This window comes from Vibrio sp. EJY3 (assembly GCF_000241385.1).
GTDB classification, from domain to species: Bacteria; Pseudomonadota; Gammaproteobacteria; order Enterobacterales; family Vibrionaceae; genus Vibrio; species Vibrio natriegens.
The window spans coordinates 2,566,483-2,583,785 of the sequence record NC_016613.1 but is presented as its reverse complement, the minus strand read 5'-3'; the positions used below and the strand labels follow the sequence as shown (position 1 = coordinate 2,583,785).

Here is a 17,303-nt window from a genome sequence, read left to right as displayed (position 1 = left end):
ATGCGCGGATCTTTGCAAGCATACAAAAAGGTATCAGTCGACAGCCAGCTAAGCGCGGCTTCTCCGCACAAAGTCATTCAAATGCTAATGGCGGGAGCAATTGAGCGTCTTATTCAAGGTAAAGCAGCGATGCAAGCTGGCAACATACCAGTAAAAGGTGAGCGTTTGGGTAAGGCATTAGACATTATCATTGCGCTGAGAAGTTGTTTGTCAATGGATGATGGTGGTGAGATTGCCTCAAACTTAGATTCACTTTATGAATTCATGATTACGCAGATTTCTGCGGCAAATCACCAAAATGATCCGCAACTTATTGATGACGTTATCGATATTATTCGAGAGATAAAATCAGCGTGGGATCAAATTCCGGCAGAGTTTCACAACCTAACGGCCGAAGAGGTCGGTATTTATTAAATAAAACAAATCGTTATATTGACTTGAATATATATTGAGCGCCTAAGCAACAAGTTGTGCAGCAAGGTCACAATCACGCTTAGAGCTCTCGATTGCTTGGTTGCCTTATTTTTATATTCAAATAAAATAAGCGCCATTAGTAGCCCTAATGGCTTTTTTTGTTGCTGATTTCCCCTTTGTCTCTCGTGCATTGAGTGTGGCGTTCCCGCCTTTCTGAACACTCATTTGAGCTAATCAAGGTTTGGCCGCAACACATCCAAAAATAAAGGCAATCATTCTTAGTTATGCAAGGTTTGGCAAAACTGCTTGTAATTGATGACGATGCTTCAAGTCGTTTAAATTTAAGCAATATATTGGAATTTGTTGGAGAAAGTTGCGAAGCGGTCAGTTCTGATCAGCTAGGTGATGTTGATTGGTCTGAACTCTGGTCTGGTTGCATTATCGGCAATATTTCTTCATCTTCAGCAGCGACAACAGTCATGGCGCATCTTAGCGATGCTTACCACATTCCATTGCTCGTAATGGGGCGCTTATCGCTACCTGTTGATGACTTGCCAAGTTACGTCGGTGAGTTGGAACTGCCTTTAAACTACCCTCAACTTAGTAACGCCTTGCGTCATTGCAAAGACTTCCTGGGTCGAAAAGGTGTGAACGTGATCGCAAGTGAGCGCAAAAATACACTTTTCCGCAGTTTAGTGGGTCAGAGTCGTGGCATTCAGGAAGTTCGTCACCTTATTGAGCAAGTCGCCAAAACCGAAGCTAACGTTTTAATCCTTGGTGAGTCGGGCACGGGTAAAGAAGTAGTTGCGCGTAACATCCACTACCATTCCACGTACTCTAGTGGACCATTTGTGCCAATTAACTGTGGTGCGATTCCTCCTGAGCTTTTAGAGAGTGAGCTGTTTGGTCATGAAAAAGGTGCTTTTACCGGGGCGTTAACCTCGCGTAAAGGTCGTTTTGAATTGGCTGATGGCGGAACCTTATTCCTTGATGAAATTGGTGATATGCCAATGCCAATGCAGGTGAAGCTACTTCGTGTGCTTCAAGAGCGTTGCTTTGAGCGAGTGGGTGGTAACAATACGATTAAAGTGAACGTTCGCATCGTAGCTGCGACGCATCGCAACCTCGAGAGCATGATCGAAGAAGATACCTTCCGAGAAGACTTGTTCTATCGTCTCAACGTATTCCCAATTGAAATGCCTGCGCTGAAAGAACGTAAGCGTGACATTCCTCTGTTGCTGCAAGAATTGATGGCTCGTCTGGAAGCTGAAGGTGGACAGCCTATCTGCTTTACTTCGCGTGCGATTAACTCTTTGATGGAACACGACTGGCCGGGGAACGTGCGTGAGCTGGCAAACCTGATCGAGCGCATGGTGATTCTTTACCCGAACAGCCTGATCGATGTGAATCACTTGCCGACGAAATACCGTTACAGTGATATCCCGGAATTCCAGCCTGAAGGGAATCCTTTTGTCTCAGTCGAAGAGCAAGAGCGTGATGTCTTTCAGGATATCTTCTCGGGAGATTTCAGTTTTGATGAACTCAATGAGTTAGAGAGCAATGCAAATGCGCCGCAGGAGCTTCCTCCTGAAGGCGTAAACCTAAAAGAGCTATTGGCAGATCTGGAAATCAACATGATCAGCCAAGCGCTTGAAGCCCAAGGTGGTGTTGTCGCACGAGCAGCCGATATGCTGGGCATGCGCCGCACGACTTTGGTTGAGAAAATGCGTAAGTACAACTTGCAACGCTAACTCTGCACGCCCAATGAGTGGTTTTCTCCAAGACAAAACCGCTCAAATTCTTATGTCAATTTGGTGTCAACTTATTGTCGCTAATATAAGTTGCTGATAAATCGATTAAAATGGCTTGGTATGCTTATTGCTTACTAAGCTGTTTTACTATTTAGTGGCGATATTTCGACAGGCAGTTAATGGAAGATAACACCAACCAATCCCATTTAGACTCAGTAGAAAACCAGGTCGAACGTTATAAACAGGTTCTGGATGTGATGCCTGCGGGAGTCATCCTGCTCGATACGTTCGGTGTTGTGCGCGAAGCGAACCCGGAAGCACACCGCATTCTTGAAATACCCTTGGTCAACGAAAAGTGGTTTAACGTCATTCAGGCAGCATTTGACCCGCGTGAAGATGACGGCCATGAGGTTTCTCTGCGCAATGGCCGCAAAGTGCGTTTAGCGATTTCTGCTTCTGAAACGGGTCAGCTCATCCTTATTACTGACTTGACCGAAACGCGCTTACTTCAATCCCGAGTGAGTGACCTGCAGCGATTATCGTCTTTAGGACGTATGGTGGCTTCTCTTGCTCATCAAGTCAGAACGCCTTTATCCAGCGCGATGCTGTATGCGTCAAATCTGGCTGCGCCGAATCTACCTGCGAATACGAGAGATCGATTTCAAAGTAAATTGATGGATCGACTGCACGATTTGGAAAAGCAGGTTAACGATATGCTGCTCTTTGCTAAAGGTGGCGACAATAAAGTCATTAAGCCATTTACGATTGCTCAGTTGGTTTCGGAATATCAACCAATGGTTGAAGCTGCCTTAAAAAACAACAACATTGACTACTTTCTTGAAGTAGAGGAAGAGCAAACTGACCTGCTTGGAAATGCTAATGCGATTGCATCTGCCTTGAGTAACTTAGTCATGAATGCGATTCAGATGTCAGGTAAAGAATCGCAAATTGATATTTTCTTCCGCCCGGTCAACGGTGAGCTGCGCATTTCTGTGCAGGATAACGGACCGGGTGTGCCTAAAGAGCTACAAAGCAAAATCTTAGAGCCATTTTTTACCACCCGTTCTCAAGGAACAGGGTTAGGCCTTGCGGTAGTTCAAATGGTTTGCCGTGCCCATGACGGTCGATTAGAGCTTATTTCTGAGCAGGGTGATGGAGCCTGCTTCACCATGTGCATTCCGCTAGAGCGAGTGCAAGCAGAAGTGCAATAGTCGCTTCTGCCAATAAGGAGAATCAAAATGGCGCAAAGCAAAGTGCTGATCGTAGAAGATGACGAAGGTCTTCGTGAGGCCCTGGTAGATACTCTGGCTCTGGCAGGCTATGAGTGGTTAGAAGCGGGCTGTGCAGAAGAAGCTCTGGTTAAGCTGAAATCAAACACAGTAGACATTGTCGTCTCTGATGTGCAAATGGCTGGCATGGGCGGTTTGGCCTTGCTAAAAAACATCAAACAGAACTGGCCCAATCTTCCTGTTCTGCTGATGACGGCGTACGCGAATATTGAAGATGCGGTCTCAGCAATGAAAGACGGTGCGATAGACTACATGGCGAAGCCATTCGCACCTGAAGTGTTACTTAATATGGTCAGTCGTTACGCGCCTATCAAAAGTGACGATAGTGGCGATGCGGTGGTTGCAGACGAAAAAAGCCTGCGACTGCTAGCGCTGGCCGAACGAGTGGCGCGTACTGACGCCAACGTAATGATCCTAGGCCCAAGCGGCTCAGGTAAAGAAGTCATGTCGCGTTACATCCATAATGCTTCAAGCCGTAAAGATGGTCCTTTTGTCGCGATAAACTGTGCTGCCATTCCAGATAACATGCTTGAAGCCACGCTATTTGGCTACGAAAAAGGCGCTTTTACCGGTGCTGTTCAAGCGTGTCCGGGTAAATTCGAACAAGCGCAAGGCGGGACGATTTTGCTGGATGAGATCAGCGAAATGGACCTCAACCTTCAGGCCAAGCTGTTGCGTGTACTACAAGAACGCGAAGTCGAACGTTTAGGCAGTCGCAAGAGCATTAAACTGGATGTTCGAGTCTTGGCAACCAGTAACCGCGATCTTAAACAATATGTGTCGGAAGGTAACTTCCGTGAAGATTTATATTACCGCCTTAACGTTTTCCCAATTGCATGGCCAGCGCTGTGTGAGCGTAAAGGGGATATTGAGCCATTAGCCAAACATCTGGCGGAACGTCATTGTGGCAAGATGGGTATGCCTGTACCTAAAATCTCGGCATCTGCGGTAGATAAACTGCTCAACTATCCTTGGCCGGGTAACGTGCGTGAACTCGATAACGTCGTTCAGCGTGCTCTGATTCTGAGTGAAAATGGCGACATTGATGGCGAACATATTTTGCTCGAAGGTGTCGACTGGCAAGACGCGAACAGCCTGCAACGTGTGGTGCAAAATGCACAAACTTTGGTACCAGACGTCAAGCCGGTTGCTCAGGCAGAAAGCGTGAGTCGTATTGTGTCTGGTGGTGAAGGGTTAGGCAGCGAGCTACGCGACCAAGAGTATGCCATCATCCTTGATACCCTGGTTGAGTGTAACGGTCGTCGAAAAGACATGGCGGATAAACTTGGTATCAGTCCACGCACACTGCGCTACAAACTGGCTAAGATGCGTGATGCGGGTATCGACATTCCCAATTAGTTCTGCTGAGTTTAGCTGAGCCTTTTGCGTATAGAGTCACAATGCTTGGGCAAAACCAAACAAATCATTACCGCCTTATGGCACGTTAATTGCTTCGATAATGAACAATTTTATTAATAGTCAAAGATTTGGCTCCGGGGTGGTAATGAAAATTGATGGTATTCAAGCAGATATGCGCGCCATGATGGTAGAAGCAACGAACACGGCGCCTGTGGCAACAGGTGCCAAAGTTGGTGCCGATTTTGGTGATCTCCTCACATCCGCTATCAATAACGTAAATTCACTTCAAAAAGCCTCGGGTGATCTTCAAACCCGCTTTGACCGTGGCGACGCCGATGTTTCTCTTTCAGACGTGATGATTGCCCGAAACAAATCCAGTGTGGCGTTTGATGCCACAGTCCAAATCCGCAATAAGCTCGTCGAGGCCTACAAAGACCTCATGAATATGCCAGTGTAATTTAGGTAATCAGTGTGGCAGACAAGTCTACAGATTTAACCGTCACTGATGGCGGTGCAGATGGTGCGCTTATCGCGAACTCTGAACTGGATGTGGAAAGTCAAAATCCAGATTTGGAAGAGCGCAGCGCGTCAAAACTAGATATGGCCGTAGGCGATCTTGATTTACTTCGTCAGGTCGTGCTGGTGTTGTCCATTTCCATCTGTGTTGCGTTGATCGTGATGCTATTTTTCTGGGTGAAAGAGCCAGAAATGCGTCCGCTTGGCGCGTACCAGACCGAAGAACTGATCCCGGTTCTGGACTATCTTGATCAGCAAAAAATTGACTACAAACTGGATGGTAATACCGTCTCGGTTGAAGCGAGTGATTACAACTCGATCAAACTTGGTATGGTGCGAGCGGGGGTCAATCAGGCTACAGAAGCTGGCGATGACATTTTGCTGCAAGACATGGGTTTTGGGGTTTCCCAGCGTCTGGAGCAAGAGCGTCTGAAACTCAGTCGTGAGCGACAACTTGCTCAAGCGATTGAAGAAATGAAGCAGGTTCGCAAAGCTAGGGTGTTACTGGCATTGCCTAAACACAGTGTTTTTGTTCGCCATAACCAAGACGCTTCGGCCTCCGTTTTTCTGACTTTATCCACTGGGGCTAACCTCAAGCAGCAGGAAGTCAACTCTATCGTCGACATGGTCGCCAGCGCGGTTCCGGGAATGAAAACCTCGCGTATCACCGTAACGGATCAGCATGGTCGTTTGCTGAGTTCAGGCTCTGAAGATCCGGCGTCGGCTGCTCGTCGAAAAGAGCAAGAGTTGGAGCGAAATCAAGAACAAGCGCTACGTGAAAAAATTGATTCCGTGTTACTGCCAATTTTGGGTATCGGCAATTACACCGCGCAGGTTGATATCAAAATGGACTTCAGCGCGGTAGAACAAACCCGAAAACGTTTTGATCCAAATACGCCAGCGACACGCAGTGAATATGCACTGGAAGATTACAACAACAGCAACACGGTGGCTGGGATTCCAGGCGCTCTGAGTAACCAACCGCCAGCCGATGCGTCGATTCCTCAAGATATTGCTCAGATGAAAGATGGGTCGTTATCAGGGCAAGGTTCCGTGCGTAAAGAATCGACACGTAACTTTGAATTGGACACCACCATCAGCCATGAACGTAAACAGACTGGTACCGTTGCGCGTCAAACGGTTTCTGTGGCAATCAAAGACCGCCGGGAAGTTAATCCAGACACCGGTGAAGTCACTTACACGCCGATGTCTGAACCCGAAATTAATGCGATTCGTCAGGTGTTAATTGGCACCGTCGGTTTTGATCAGTCGCGTGGTGATTTACTCAATGTATTGAGTGTCAAGTTTGCAGAGCCCGAAGCGGAGCTGCTTGTCGACCAACCAATTTGGGAACATCCAAACTTTAACGATTGGGTTCGCTGGTTTGCCAGCGCCTTGGTCATCATCGTGGTGGTGTTGGTTCTGGTTCGCCCTGCAATGAAGAAACTGCTTAACCCAACCAGCGACAACGAAAATGAAATGTACGGCCCAGATGGCATGCCTATTGGTGCGGACGGTGAAACCAGCCTGATTGGCAGTGACATTGAGAGTAGCGAGCTGTTTGAGTTTGGTTCAAGTATCGACTTGCCGAATTTACACAAAGATGAAGACGTACTGAAAGCGGTTCGTGCGCTGGTGGCAAACGAACCAGAACTGGCAGCTCAGGTTGTGAAAAACTGGATGAATGAAAATGGCTAACGATATCGTACCTCAGGGTGAAAATGGCGCAGGCATGCCAGTGGAGTTTGATGCATCAACCATCAGCGGTGAAGATAAAGCCGCCATTTTGTTGTTGAGCCTCAATGAGCAGGATGCGGCGGGCATCATTCGCCACCTGGAACCAAAACAGGTACAGCGTGTTGGTGGTGCGATGGCTCGAGCAAAAGATCTGAGCCAGGAAAAAGTGTCTTCTGTACACCGTGCTTTTTTGGAAGATATCCAGAAATACACCAATATCGGTATGGGCAGTGAAGACTTCATGCGTAATGCGCTGGTAGCCGCTCTGGGTGAAGACAAGGCGAATAATCTGGTTGATCAGATTCTGCTTGGAACGGGTTCAAAAGGTCTGGATTCATTGAAATGGATGGATCCGCGTCAAGTCGCAAGCATCATTGTCAATGAGCACCCACAAATCCAAACCATTGTTTTGTCGTATTTAGAAGCAGATCAGTCGGCAGAAATTCTGTCACAGTTCCCGGAACGTGTGCGTCTGGATTTGATGATGCGTATTGCCAACCTGGAAGAAGTTCAGCCATCGGCGTTGGCGGAGCTGAACGAAATTATGGAGAAGCAGTTTGCTGGTCAGGCTGGCGCGCAGGCTGCCAAGATTGGTGGTCTGAAGGCAGCAGCCGAAATCATGAACTACCTCGACAACAATGTCGAAGGCATCTTGATGGACCAAATCCGAGATCAGGACGAAGACATGGCGACGCAAATTCAGGATTTGATGTTCGTATTCGAGAATCTGGCGGAAGTCGACGATCAGGGTATTCAGAAATTGCTGCGTGACGTTCCACAAGATGTACTTCAGCGAGCACTGAAAGGTGCCGACGATTCTCTGCGTGAGAAAGTATTTAAGAACATGTCAAAACGTGCGGCTGAGATGATGCGTGACGACATTGAAGCGATGCCGCCAGTGCGTGTCGCTGATGTGGAATCAGCGCAGAAAGAAATTCTTGCGATTGCACGCCGTATGGCGGATGCGGGCGAGCTCATGCTCTCTGGTGGCGCAGACGAATTCTTGTAATCTGTTTTGCCCTGCTATTTTCCTACCGCAGGGCAACTTCAACACAAATCAAATATGCATAGGTAACCCATGGTTGGCGATAGAAAACGTGGATTTATTCGTCCTGATGAAAATGATGCGATGATCGAACCGCAACGCTGGGGGTTGCCTGACTATGGCGAGCCAAAAACCAAGCAAGCCAGACAAACGGCGTTGAATTACGATCCGGGCTGGACTCCAAACTTTGATGAGCCAGAAGAAGAGCAAGTTCTTGAACTGACCGAAGAGCAGATTGAGCTGATCAAGCAAGGTGCTTATCAGGAAGGATTGCACCAAGGTCAGGAGGCGGGCTTTAAACAAGGTTACGATAAAGGCAAAGAAGAAGGTTTGCAGGCGGGTCATGCTGAAGGTTTAGAACTCGGTAAAGCAGAAGGTGTGAGTGCCGGACAAGAGTTTATTCAGCAGCAGGTGGAAGTATTCATGAATCTGGCCAATCAGTTCGCGCAACCTCTGGAGCTGATGAATGCTCAGGTTGAAAAACAGCTGGTGGACATGGTGCTTTGCCTTGTTAAAGAAGTGGTTCACATCGAGGTTCAGACCAATCCTCAAATTATTCTCGATACGGTCAAGCAGTCGGTTGAAGCACTACCTATCTCCGGTCATCCCATTACGTTACACCTGAATCCGGAAGACGTGTCCATCATTCGCTCTGCATACGGTGAGCAGGAATTAGATTGTCGTAACTGGACGCTGGTTGCTGAGCCTTCACTCAATCGTGGTGATGTGCAGATCGCAGCAGGTGAATCGAGCATTAATTATCGTATGGAAGAGCGGATTAAAAATGTACTGCAGAGCTTTTGTGGCGCAAACCGTCACCAAGAGGGTGAGTAACCCATGTTAGCGCTGGCGGACCGTCTCAAAAACTACAAAGTCGAAGGGTTGACCACAAGACCGGTGGCATCTGGCAAGCTTGTTCGTGTGGTCGGTTTGACCTTAGAAGCGACAGGATGCCGGGCTCCGATTGGCAGTTTATGTCTGGTCGAGACCATGTCCGGGCACATGGAAGCTGAAGTGGTGGGCTTTTCTGGCGACAACCTGTTTTTGATGCCGAGTGAACAAATCACCGGTATTTTGCCTGGCGCAAAAGTAACGCCATTGACCACTGACGCAGGCTTACCAGTAGGAATGGAGCTACTTGGGCGTGTTATTGACGGTGTGGGTAATCCACTCGATGGCCTTGGCCCTATCTATACCGACCACCGTGCTTCATTTAATGCGGAGCCCATCAACCCACTGGCGCGCAAACCGATTTCAGAACCTCTCGATGTGGGATTAAAAGCGATTAACGGATTGCTGACGGTTGGTAAAGGTCAGCGTATTGGTTTGTTCGCCGGCTCTGGTGTGGGTAAATCGGTCACGCTGGGCATGATGACCAGAGGCACTACCGCGCAAGTTGTGGTCGTAGGGCTGATTGGTGAGCGTGGACGAGAAGTTAAAGAGTTCATCGAAGAGATCTTGGGTGAAGAAGGGCGTCGTCGATCTGTTGTGGTCGCAGCGCCTGCCGATGCTTCTCCACTGATGCGGTTAAAAGGCTGTCAAACCGCGCTGACTATTGCAGAGTACTTCCGCGATCAAGGGTTGGACGTGCTGTTGCTTATGGACTCTTTGACCCGTTTTGCTCAGGCGCAGCGTGAGATCGCCTTATCTGTCGGTGAGCCGCCTGCAACCAAAGGTTATCCGCCATCGGTGTTTGCCAAATTGCCGGCATTGGTCGAGCGGGCGGGTAACGGCGGCGCAGATCAGGGCTCAATCACTGCATTTTTTACCGTTCTAACCGAAGGTGACGACCTGCAAGACCCGATTGCCGATGCATCTCGTGCGATTCTTGACGGTCATATTGTGCTGTCTCGTGAAATGGCGGATGCGGGACACTACCCGGCGATTGATGTCGAGAAATCCGTCAGCCGTGTGATGCCGCAAATCACAACCGAAGAGCACGTACTGATGTCGAAAGCCGTTCGTCAGGTGCTGTCGATTTGCCGCAAAAATCAGGACTTGGTTTCGATTGGTGCTTACAAACCGGGTACCGACCCTGCTATCGACAGTGCGTTTACGCTTAAGCCGAAGTTAGACGAATACTTGCAACAGCGTATGAAAGAATCCGTTCCATATGACATGTGCGTCAACATGCTGAGAAGTATTTTAGGTGGGTAATCGCTATGAATAACGCTATGGAATTTTTGTTTGATCAAGCAAAAGAGCGGGAAGAGCAAGCTGTATTAGCTTTGAATAAAGCGCGTGCTGAATTAGAGGATTACTACCGTCAAGTTGAACAAATTGAAAAGTATCGGCTCGATTACTGCCAGCAGTTGGTGGACCGGGGACAGGCTGGATTAACGGCAAGTCAGTATGGTCATTTGAATCGATTTCTTACTCAGCTGGATGAAACCTTGTCTAAGCAGAAGCAAGCGGAAAGCCACTTTAGAGCGCAAGTCGAAAACGGCAAAGAGTACTGGCTAAAAATGCGTCAAGAGCGCATGTCTTATGAGTGGATGATTGAGAAGCGAGCTAAAGAGAAACAAGCCGCTGAAGCCAAGCGTGAGCAAAAGCAAATGGATGAGTTCTCGACGTTGCTCTACAGCCGTAAGGTCAAAATGTTCTGACCATTACTCAGAGAGCTTTTGCACGATCACGTTGATGTTCTTTCAGCGTCAGGAAAATTACGTTTTGTATTGGCGTGATTTTTGCAGATTCACCTTTTAATAATTCAACTTACCTCTGACATGTGATTTGGCTGAGCGAAGTCGTTCAATGCCAAAAACGAGAATGTTTATATGAATGTGAATTTGTCTAATGTTGCTGCGACGAATAAGACCTCGGTGTCTGAGGTTGGCGCAAAAACGTCTACAGAAGGCTCAGAAAGCAAAGGTTTTATGGAAACTTTAGCTGGAGTATTCGCAGATTCACTCAAAGTTGAAGTGACTGATGAAAAATTGACGCCAGAGGTACCTGAAGCTACAGAAACGAGTGATAACGCTCGTGCTTCTTCCGTGGAAACCTCTGAAGCAGAAAGTGAAGTTGAAGAGGCCGTTGTATCTGAAGGACAAAGCGAAAATCAGTCAACCAAGGCATTGTTAGAACAAGACAATGAGCAGGCAGAGCCTGAAGAACAGGTAATGCCGTCGGTAACGCGCGAGAGTGGAAGTCAGGAGATAGCGACGAGCAATCAGGTCGCAACTAAAAAACAAGCGCTGTCTGATCTTGAACATGCAGTTGTGGAGACAGACAAGCCTGAGCCGAAAATTGCCAAAACTGATGAAGTTGTCGACCTTGATGTCACTCGTTCTATGGACGAAGGACAGCAACTGCTCGGACGAATTGAACAAGCGAATCAAGCCCTGAACTCTGTCAATCAAGAGCTAGAGCGTGGCAAGGTTTTGCCTCCCAAGACGACTGATGTTTTAGATCACGTTGGCAGCAAGAACGCTAAACACCCAGAGGATTTAGAGCTCGTTGAACCTTTTGAGCCTGTTGACGATGTCGAAAGTGTCAGAGGCGTTGTTTCTGAAGATGAACTGAAGCCCGCTGTCATTGAAGCAAAAAATCATGTTTCTGATTTGGCTGGTGGGAAAGATGGTTCTCCTTTGAGCTCAGAGCCTGAAACAACACTGGAACCAAATGCCGTCAATATCGAGGCTATGGCGTACACAGCGAATGCTATTAGCAACGATGAGCCAGGTGTCATGAGTGCGAATGCAGTTCAGCGCGTCTCGATTGAAGAACTTGAAGTTATCGACACCAAACTGGCTCAGGGTAAACCACTGACGAACCAAGAGTCTGACATTATTGACGGTTTGAAAACGGGAGCCGTTCTCGCGGAGTTATCCGACGATGAACTTTCTCAATTAGTGGCTTTTCCAAACGAAGTAAAACTCGCAATATCAGAGCCACAAACGGCGCAACACAACGTTACGCGCCACCAGATGAACGCTTCGACTCCGACACCGCAAGTGGCGGCTCAAGAGTTGAAAGCCGCGGTTGGACAAGTACCAACGCAGGTGGCTGAAAAAGCCGATTTACCTGCCATGCCAGAAGGGCTAACGACGGCTACTATCAATCCTGCGATTGGGCAGACGCTGGCAAATACAGAAGCCAGCCACAAAGCGATGAACTCAGCATTAGCGGCCGGAATCCTCAAAGCTACGACGGATAAGCAGGATAAAACCGAGCCACAGCAGGGGTTAGCTGGTCAGTTGCAAGCCGCTGTCAGTCAGCATGGCGTAACCACGCCACAGCAAGCCCGAATCGATGCCGCGCAGCAAGCACAATTACCATTGCAGTTGACCAAGGAGTTGGCTAACGATCAGGTAGCAGAAAAAGTGCAAATGATGATGTCGAAAAACTTGAAGAACCTTGACATCCGCCTTGATCCACCTGAGCTTGGCCGGATGCAGATTCGCATGACTATGAACAGCGATTTGGCCAATGTTCACTTTACGGTATCCAATCCGCAGGCGCGCGAGATCATTGAACAAACACTGCCTCGACTGCGAGAAATGCTTGCCCAGCAGGGTATGCAGTTGGCTGACACTTCGGTTCAACAGCAAAATAGTGGCCAGCAGCAACGTGGATATTCTGCGGCGGAGCAAAATAAGAAAGGTGGCTTTGGGCGAGGTTTCTCAGGTCAGACTGATGAAGACTTTGATGGCGGCGTTGAACTTAATGTGAATGTCACCTCGCCGCGTGATGGGATTAGTTTCTACGCATAACATTATTGAATTTGGATGATGAGAACCAATATGGCCTCGTTATCCGCCAGATTAAATAAAACAAAAATAAGAGAAAAGAATGGCTGAAGAACAGTTACAAGGGGTGGGCGCACCAAAAGGCAAAGGTAAGCTACTGATTATCATCGCAGTCGTGGTCCTTTTGTTGGGAGGCGGTGCAGCTGCGTTCTTTTTCATGGGATCGGATGATTCGGAGAAGTCGAGTAATGCGGAACCGCAACAAGCTCAAGTAGCCGCAGCCGAAGTTCCCATTGCGTATGTAAATCTTCCCCAGCCGTTTGTTTTCAACGTGACCGGAGACAGTCGCGACAGACTGGTACAAATCAAAGCTCAGTTGATGGTACGTGGTTCAGAGAATGAACAACTGGCGCGTTATCATTCGCCACTGATCGAAAGTTCACTGTTGTCGACGTTCGCTTCGGCAACCGTAGAGCAGTTGCGCTCGCCAACGGGACGAGTGGAGTTACGCGATCGCGCGTCTGAAGATATTAAAGCAGCACTGAATGCCGCTGTCGGAAAGTCAGTGATTGAAAAAGTACTGTTTACAGATTTTGTTATTCAATAGGTAAAACGTGACCGATCTATTAAGCCAAGACGAAATTGATGCGCTATTGCATGGCGTTGACGATGTTGATGACGTTGACGATTCCATCGATGACGATCCCGGTGGTGCTGTCAGTTTTGACTTCTCATCTCAAGACCGAATAGTCCGTGGTCGTATGCCGACGCTCGAGCTTATCAACGAGCGTTTTGCCCGACATATGCGTATTAGCCTGTTCAATATGTTACGCAAAACGGCAGAAGTGTCGATTAACGGCGTTCAGATGATGAAATTTGGCGAGTACCAGAACACCTTGTATGTTCCAACCAGTTTAAACATGGTTCGCTTTCGACCGCTAAAAGGTACGGCGTTGATCACCATGGAAGCGCGCTTGGTATTTATTCTGGTAGAAAACTTTTTTGGTGGTGATGGTCGATTCCACGCCAAAATTGAAGGCCGCGAATTTACGCCGACTGAGCGACGTATTATCCAACTGCTGTTGAAAGTCGTCTTTGAAGATTACAAAGAAGCATGGTCGCCAGTCATGGGCGTGGAGTTTGAATATTTAGATTCTGAAGTCAACCCGAGCATGGCCAACATTGTCAGCCCAACAGAAGTGATTGTGGTCAGTTCTTTTCACATCGAAGTCGATGGTGGCGGCGGTGATTTCCACGTGGTCATGCCGTACTCCATGGTTGAACCGATCCGCGAACTGCTGGATGCCGGTGTACAGTCAGACAAGATGGAAACTGACGTTCGCTGGAGCTCGGCTCTGCGCGAAGAAATCATGGACTGCCCGGTTAACTTCCGCGTGAACCTGCTGGAAAAGAACATTTCGCTGCGTGATCTGATGGAGCTGCAACCCGGAGACATCATCCCGATAGAAATGCCGGAGCATGCGACCATGTTCGTCGAAGACTTGCCGACCTATCGAGTAAAAATGGGACGTGCAGATGACAAGCTGGCGGTACAGATTTCACAAGAGATTGAGCGACCTCACGTCGTGAAAACCGATTTAGCTTTCTTGAGTAAAGACATCATGTCTGAACTTGAGAAGGACAACCAAACAGAAGATTAAGACACCTTACAGGGCTCCTATGTAGAGGGGGCAAGTAAGGAAAAGCACAGGATAGAAAAATGGAACCAAGTGACGATCAAAAACTAGCGGACGAATGGGCGGCCGCTCTGGGTGAGGACCCGTCTGCACCGTCAATTGACGTTGATGAAGTTTTAGCAGCACCACTGGAGGAGCTGAAAGACACCTCAAGCCCAATATCTGATGATGAACGTCGTAAACTCGACACCATCATGGATATTCCGGTAACGATTTCTATGGAAGTTGGCCGTTCGCAAATCAGCATCCGCAATCTATTGCAATTGAACCAAGGCTCCGTGGTGGAACTGGATCGTCTGGCGGGTGAATCACTGGATGTGTTGGTTAATGGCACTCTGATTGCGCACGGTGAAGTGGTTGTGGTCAACGACAAGTTCGGTATCCGTTTAACAGACGTGATCAGTCAGACTGAACGCATTAAGAAGCTTCGCTAATGAGCATTGGTTCAAAAAGATGGAAGCAAATAGCTGGCGCGCTGAGTTGCACACTAAGTGCGCCACTGGCTCTGGCTTCTTCTGCTTCGATGTCTGCGCCAAGCAGTTTTGATTTGCTGACGACACTCGGTTCTCTGGTGCTGGTTATCGGGGTGATATTGCTGCTTGCCTGGTTGTTGAAGCGCATGCAAGTGCCAGCATTCGGGCAACAAAAAGGCTTAAAAATCGTCAGCCAGTTACCTGTGGGAACCAAAGAGCGAATTGCAGTGATTCAGGTTGGTGAAGAGCAATTTTTAGTCGGCATCACTAGCCAATCTATCCAAACGCTTGCCAAGCTCGAGAAGCCTCTCAAAGAGGAAGAGTTGGCGAATAATGCTTTTGCTAATCAATTTAGTCAGCTGATAAAGAAAAATGACCAACGCTAACCCAATTCGTCTCATCATGAGCACCTTTATTTTGCTGGCGAGCGTACTGTTTTCTTCACTTTCGTTTGCTCAGGTGGAGGAGTCTTCACTGCCTGCTAATTTGGCAGAAGGGAACAGCGTAACCGTTCAGGCGATGCAGACTGATACAGGCGCTAGCCGCACGATGTCGGTCACCAATAGCGGTGGAATACCAGCGTTTACCATGACCACCAATTCGGATGGTAGCGAAGATTATTCCATCACGCTGCAAATCCTCGCCTTAATGACCATGCTTGGCTTCTTGCCAGCAATGGTGATTTTGATGACGTCATTTACGCGAATTGTCGTGGTCATGTCGATTCTTCGTCAGGCGATGGGCCTGCAACAAACGCCTTCCAATCAGGTGATCATTGGTATCGCACTTTTCCTTACTTTCTTTGTGATGTCACCGGTGCTAAACGAGATAAACGATACCGCCATTCAACCTTATTTGAATGAGCAAGTGACTGCCAGAGAAGCGTTTGATGCCGCGCAGGTGCCAATAAAAGCCTTTATGCTCAAACAGACTCGAATTAAAGACCTAGAAACCTTCGTCAATATGTCGGGCGAGCAGGTGACAAACCCAGAAGACGTTTCTATGGCTGTACTGATTCCGGCGTTTATTACCTCTGAGCTGAAAACCGCCTTCCAAATTGGCTTTATGTTGTTCTTGCCGTTTTTGATCATCGACCTTGTCGTCGCTTCAGTACTTATGGCGATGGGTATGATGATGTTGTCACCGATGATTGTATCGTTGCCGTTTAAGCTGATGTTATTCGTGCTGGTGGATGGCTGGAATTTGATACTGTCGACGCTCGCCGGCAGTTTTGCCCTGTGATTGGCGCGGAGTAGAGGATAAGACATGACTCCAGAAATGTTTGTCGAGCTGTTCCGCGAAGCACTGTGGATGGTGCTGATCATGGTCTGCGCCATTATCATACCAAGCCTGCTCGTGGGGCTGATCGTGGCCGTTTTTCAGGCGGCAACTTCAATTAACGAACAGACCTTAAGCTTTTTGCCTCGTTTGATCATCACTTTGCTCGCTCTGATGCTCTTTGGACACTGGATGACACAAATGTTGATGGAGTACTTCTACGGTTTGATTGAGCGCCTGCCTCAAGTGCTGTACTAGGGACGAGCATGGAATACCCGTCTGGTATCATTTTAGAGTGGATTGCCAACTATTTTTGGCCGTATGTCCGCATCTCTTCCATGTTGATGGTGATGACCGTTACCGGGGCACGTTTTGTGTCGCCTCGAATTCGTCTCTACCTGGGGCTCGCCATTACGTTTGCGGTCATGCCTGCCATTCCTACTGTTCCGCAAGATATAGAGTTGGTCTCATTTCGAGGTTTTATGACCATTGCCGAGCAGATGATTATCGGCATTGCGATGGGCATGGTGACTCAATTCATGATTCAGACCTTTGTCTTGTTAGGTCAAATTCTTGGCATGCAATCCAGTTTGGGCTTTGCTTCGATGGTTGATCCGGCTAATGGACAAAATACCCCGTTGCTCGGTCAGCTGTTTATGTTTTTAACCACCATGTTCTTTCTTGCCACAGACGGGCATTTAAAAATGTTGCAGCTGGTGGTTTTCAGCTTTAAAACACTACCTATCGGCTCTGGCACTCTAACGGCAGTGGATTTCCGTGAGTTGGCGGGGTGGCTGGGCATCATGTTCAAAACGGCATTAAGTATGTCGCTATCAGGCATTATTGCTCTGTTGACCATCAACTTATCGTTCGGTGTGATGACGCGTGCAGCACCGCAGTTAAACATCTTTTCACTCGGCTTTGCATTCGCCTTGATGGTCGGTTTGTTAATTTGTTGGTACATCTTGGCTGGCTTGTACAGCCATTACGAGTTGTACTGGGCTGTGGGTGAGGAGCAGATTTGTCGCCTCATTCGCCTAGATTGTTAGGAGGCTG

18 protein-coding genes are annotated in these 17,303 nt (G+C 48.1%); all 18 read left to right on the top strand.

From position 1 onward, the window contains the following. The gene (gene fliS / locus VEJY3_RS11655; protein ID WP_014232674.1) at window positions 1–414 is read left to right on the top strand and encodes a flagellar export chaperone FliS; all 414 of its coding nucleotides are present in this window, start codon (window positions 1–3) and stop codon (window positions 412–414) included. Between the two features lie 284 nt (window positions 415–698). Then, window positions 699–2,165 (top strand): sigma-54 dependent transcriptional regulator, encoded by a 1,467-nt coding sequence (locus tag VEJY3_RS11645; RefSeq protein WP_014232672.1) that lies wholly within the window; start codon window positions 699–701, stop codon window positions 2,163–2,165. Between the two features lie 179 nt (window positions 2,166–2,344). Next, entirely contained in the window at window positions 2,345–3,376 is a 1,032-nt protein-coding gene (locus VEJY3_RS11640; protein ID WP_014232671.1) for a PAS domain-containing sensor histidine kinase, read from the top strand. A gap of 27 nt (window positions 3,377–3,403) precedes the next feature. Continuing rightward, window positions 3,404–4,813 (top strand): sigma-54 dependent transcriptional regulator, encoded by a 1,410-nt coding sequence (locus tag VEJY3_RS11635; protein WP_014232670.1) that lies wholly within the window; start codon window positions 3,404–3,406, stop codon window positions 4,811–4,813. A 145-nt stretch (window positions 4,814–4,958) separates the two neighbouring features. After that, entirely contained in the window at window positions 4,959–5,270 is a 312-nt protein-coding gene (gene fliE, locus VEJY3_RS11630; RefSeq protein ID WP_014232669.1) for a flagellar hook-basal body complex protein FliE, read from the top strand. A gap of 14 nt (window positions 5,271–5,284) precedes the next feature. Continuing rightward, window positions 5,285–7,027 carry a flagellar basal-body MS-ring/collar protein FliF gene (fliF, locus tag VEJY3_RS11625; RefSeq protein WP_014232668.1) on the top strand — a complete coding sequence of 581 codons (1,743 nt, stop codon included), beginning with the start codon at window positions 5,285–5,287 and terminating at the stop codon, window positions 7,025–7,027. Then, on the top strand, window positions 7,020–8,075 hold the full coding sequence (fliG, locus tag VEJY3_RS11620; RefSeq protein ID WP_014232667.1) for a flagellar motor switch protein FliG: 1,056 nt from the start codon (window positions 7,020–7,022) through the stop codon (window positions 8,073–8,075). Before fliF ends, fliG begins: the two co-directional genes overlap by 8 nt. Before the next feature lie 69 nt (window positions 8,076–8,144). After that, window positions 8,145–8,945 carry a flagellar assembly protein FliH gene (gene fliH / locus VEJY3_RS11615; RefSeq protein ID WP_014232666.1) on the top strand — a complete coding sequence of 267 codons (801 nt, stop codon included), beginning with the start codon at window positions 8,145–8,147 and terminating at the stop codon, window positions 8,943–8,945. Between the two features lie 3 nt (window positions 8,946–8,948). Continuing rightward, on the top strand, window positions 8,949–10,268 hold the full coding sequence (gene fliI, locus VEJY3_RS11610; protein ID WP_014232665.1) for a flagellar protein export ATPase FliI: 1,320 nt from the start codon (window positions 8,949–8,951) through the stop codon (window positions 10,266–10,268). A 5-nt stretch (window positions 10,269–10,273) separates the two neighbouring features. Further along, window positions 10,274–10,717 (top strand): flagellar export protein FliJ, encoded by a 444-nt coding sequence (gene fliJ, locus VEJY3_RS11605; RefSeq protein ID WP_014232664.1) that lies wholly within the window; start codon window positions 10,274–10,276, stop codon window positions 10,715–10,717. Window positions 10,718–10,888: 171 nt separating this feature from the next. Next, window positions 10,889–12,823: a flagellar hook-length control protein FliK gene (locus VEJY3_RS11600; RefSeq protein WP_014232663.1), complete on the top strand. Its 1,935-nt coding sequence runs from the start codon at window positions 10,889–10,891 to the stop codon at window positions 12,821–12,823. A 79-nt stretch (window positions 12,824–12,902) separates the two neighbouring features. Further along, a complete protein-coding gene (gene fliL, locus VEJY3_RS11595; RefSeq protein ID WP_014232662.1) occupies window positions 12,903–13,406 on the top strand; it encodes a flagellar basal body-associated protein FliL in 504 nt (167 codons plus the stop codon). 7 nt (window positions 13,407–13,413) lie between these two features. Further along, window positions 13,414–14,460: a flagellar motor switch protein FliM gene (gene fliM, locus VEJY3_RS11590; RefSeq protein ID WP_014232661.1), complete on the top strand. Its 1,047-nt coding sequence runs from the start codon at window positions 13,414–13,416 to the stop codon at window positions 14,458–14,460. A gap of 59 nt (window positions 14,461–14,519) precedes the next feature. Next, window positions 14,520–14,930 (top strand): flagellar motor switch protein FliN, encoded by a 411-nt coding sequence (gene fliN / locus VEJY3_RS11585; RefSeq protein WP_005448377.1) that lies wholly within the window; start codon window positions 14,520–14,522, stop codon window positions 14,928–14,930. Then, a complete protein-coding gene (gene fliO, locus VEJY3_RS11580; RefSeq protein WP_014232660.1) occupies window positions 14,930–15,355 on the top strand; it encodes a flagellar biosynthetic protein FliO in 426 nt (141 codons plus the stop codon). Before fliN ends, fliO begins: the two co-directional genes overlap by 1 nt. Further along, window positions 15,342–16,211 carry a flagellar type III secretion system pore protein FliP gene (gene fliP / locus VEJY3_RS11575; RefSeq protein ID WP_014232659.1) on the top strand — a complete coding sequence of 290 codons (870 nt, stop codon included), beginning with the start codon at window positions 15,342–15,344 and terminating at the stop codon, window positions 16,209–16,211. Before fliO ends, fliP begins: the two co-directional genes overlap by 14 nt. Window positions 16,212–16,235: 24 nt before the next feature. Next, window positions 16,236–16,505: a flagellar biosynthesis protein FliQ gene (gene fliQ, locus VEJY3_RS11570; RefSeq protein WP_014232658.1), complete on the top strand. Its 270-nt coding sequence runs from the start codon at window positions 16,236–16,238 to the stop codon at window positions 16,503–16,505. A gap of 8 nt (window positions 16,506–16,513) precedes the next feature. Continuing rightward, complete coding sequence (gene fliR / locus VEJY3_RS11565) at window positions 16,514–17,296, top strand: flagellar biosynthetic protein FliR (protein ID WP_014232657.1); 783 nt, start codon at window positions 16,514–16,516, stop codon at window positions 17,294–17,296. The last annotated feature ends 7 nt before the right edge of the window (window positions 17,297–17,303 follow it).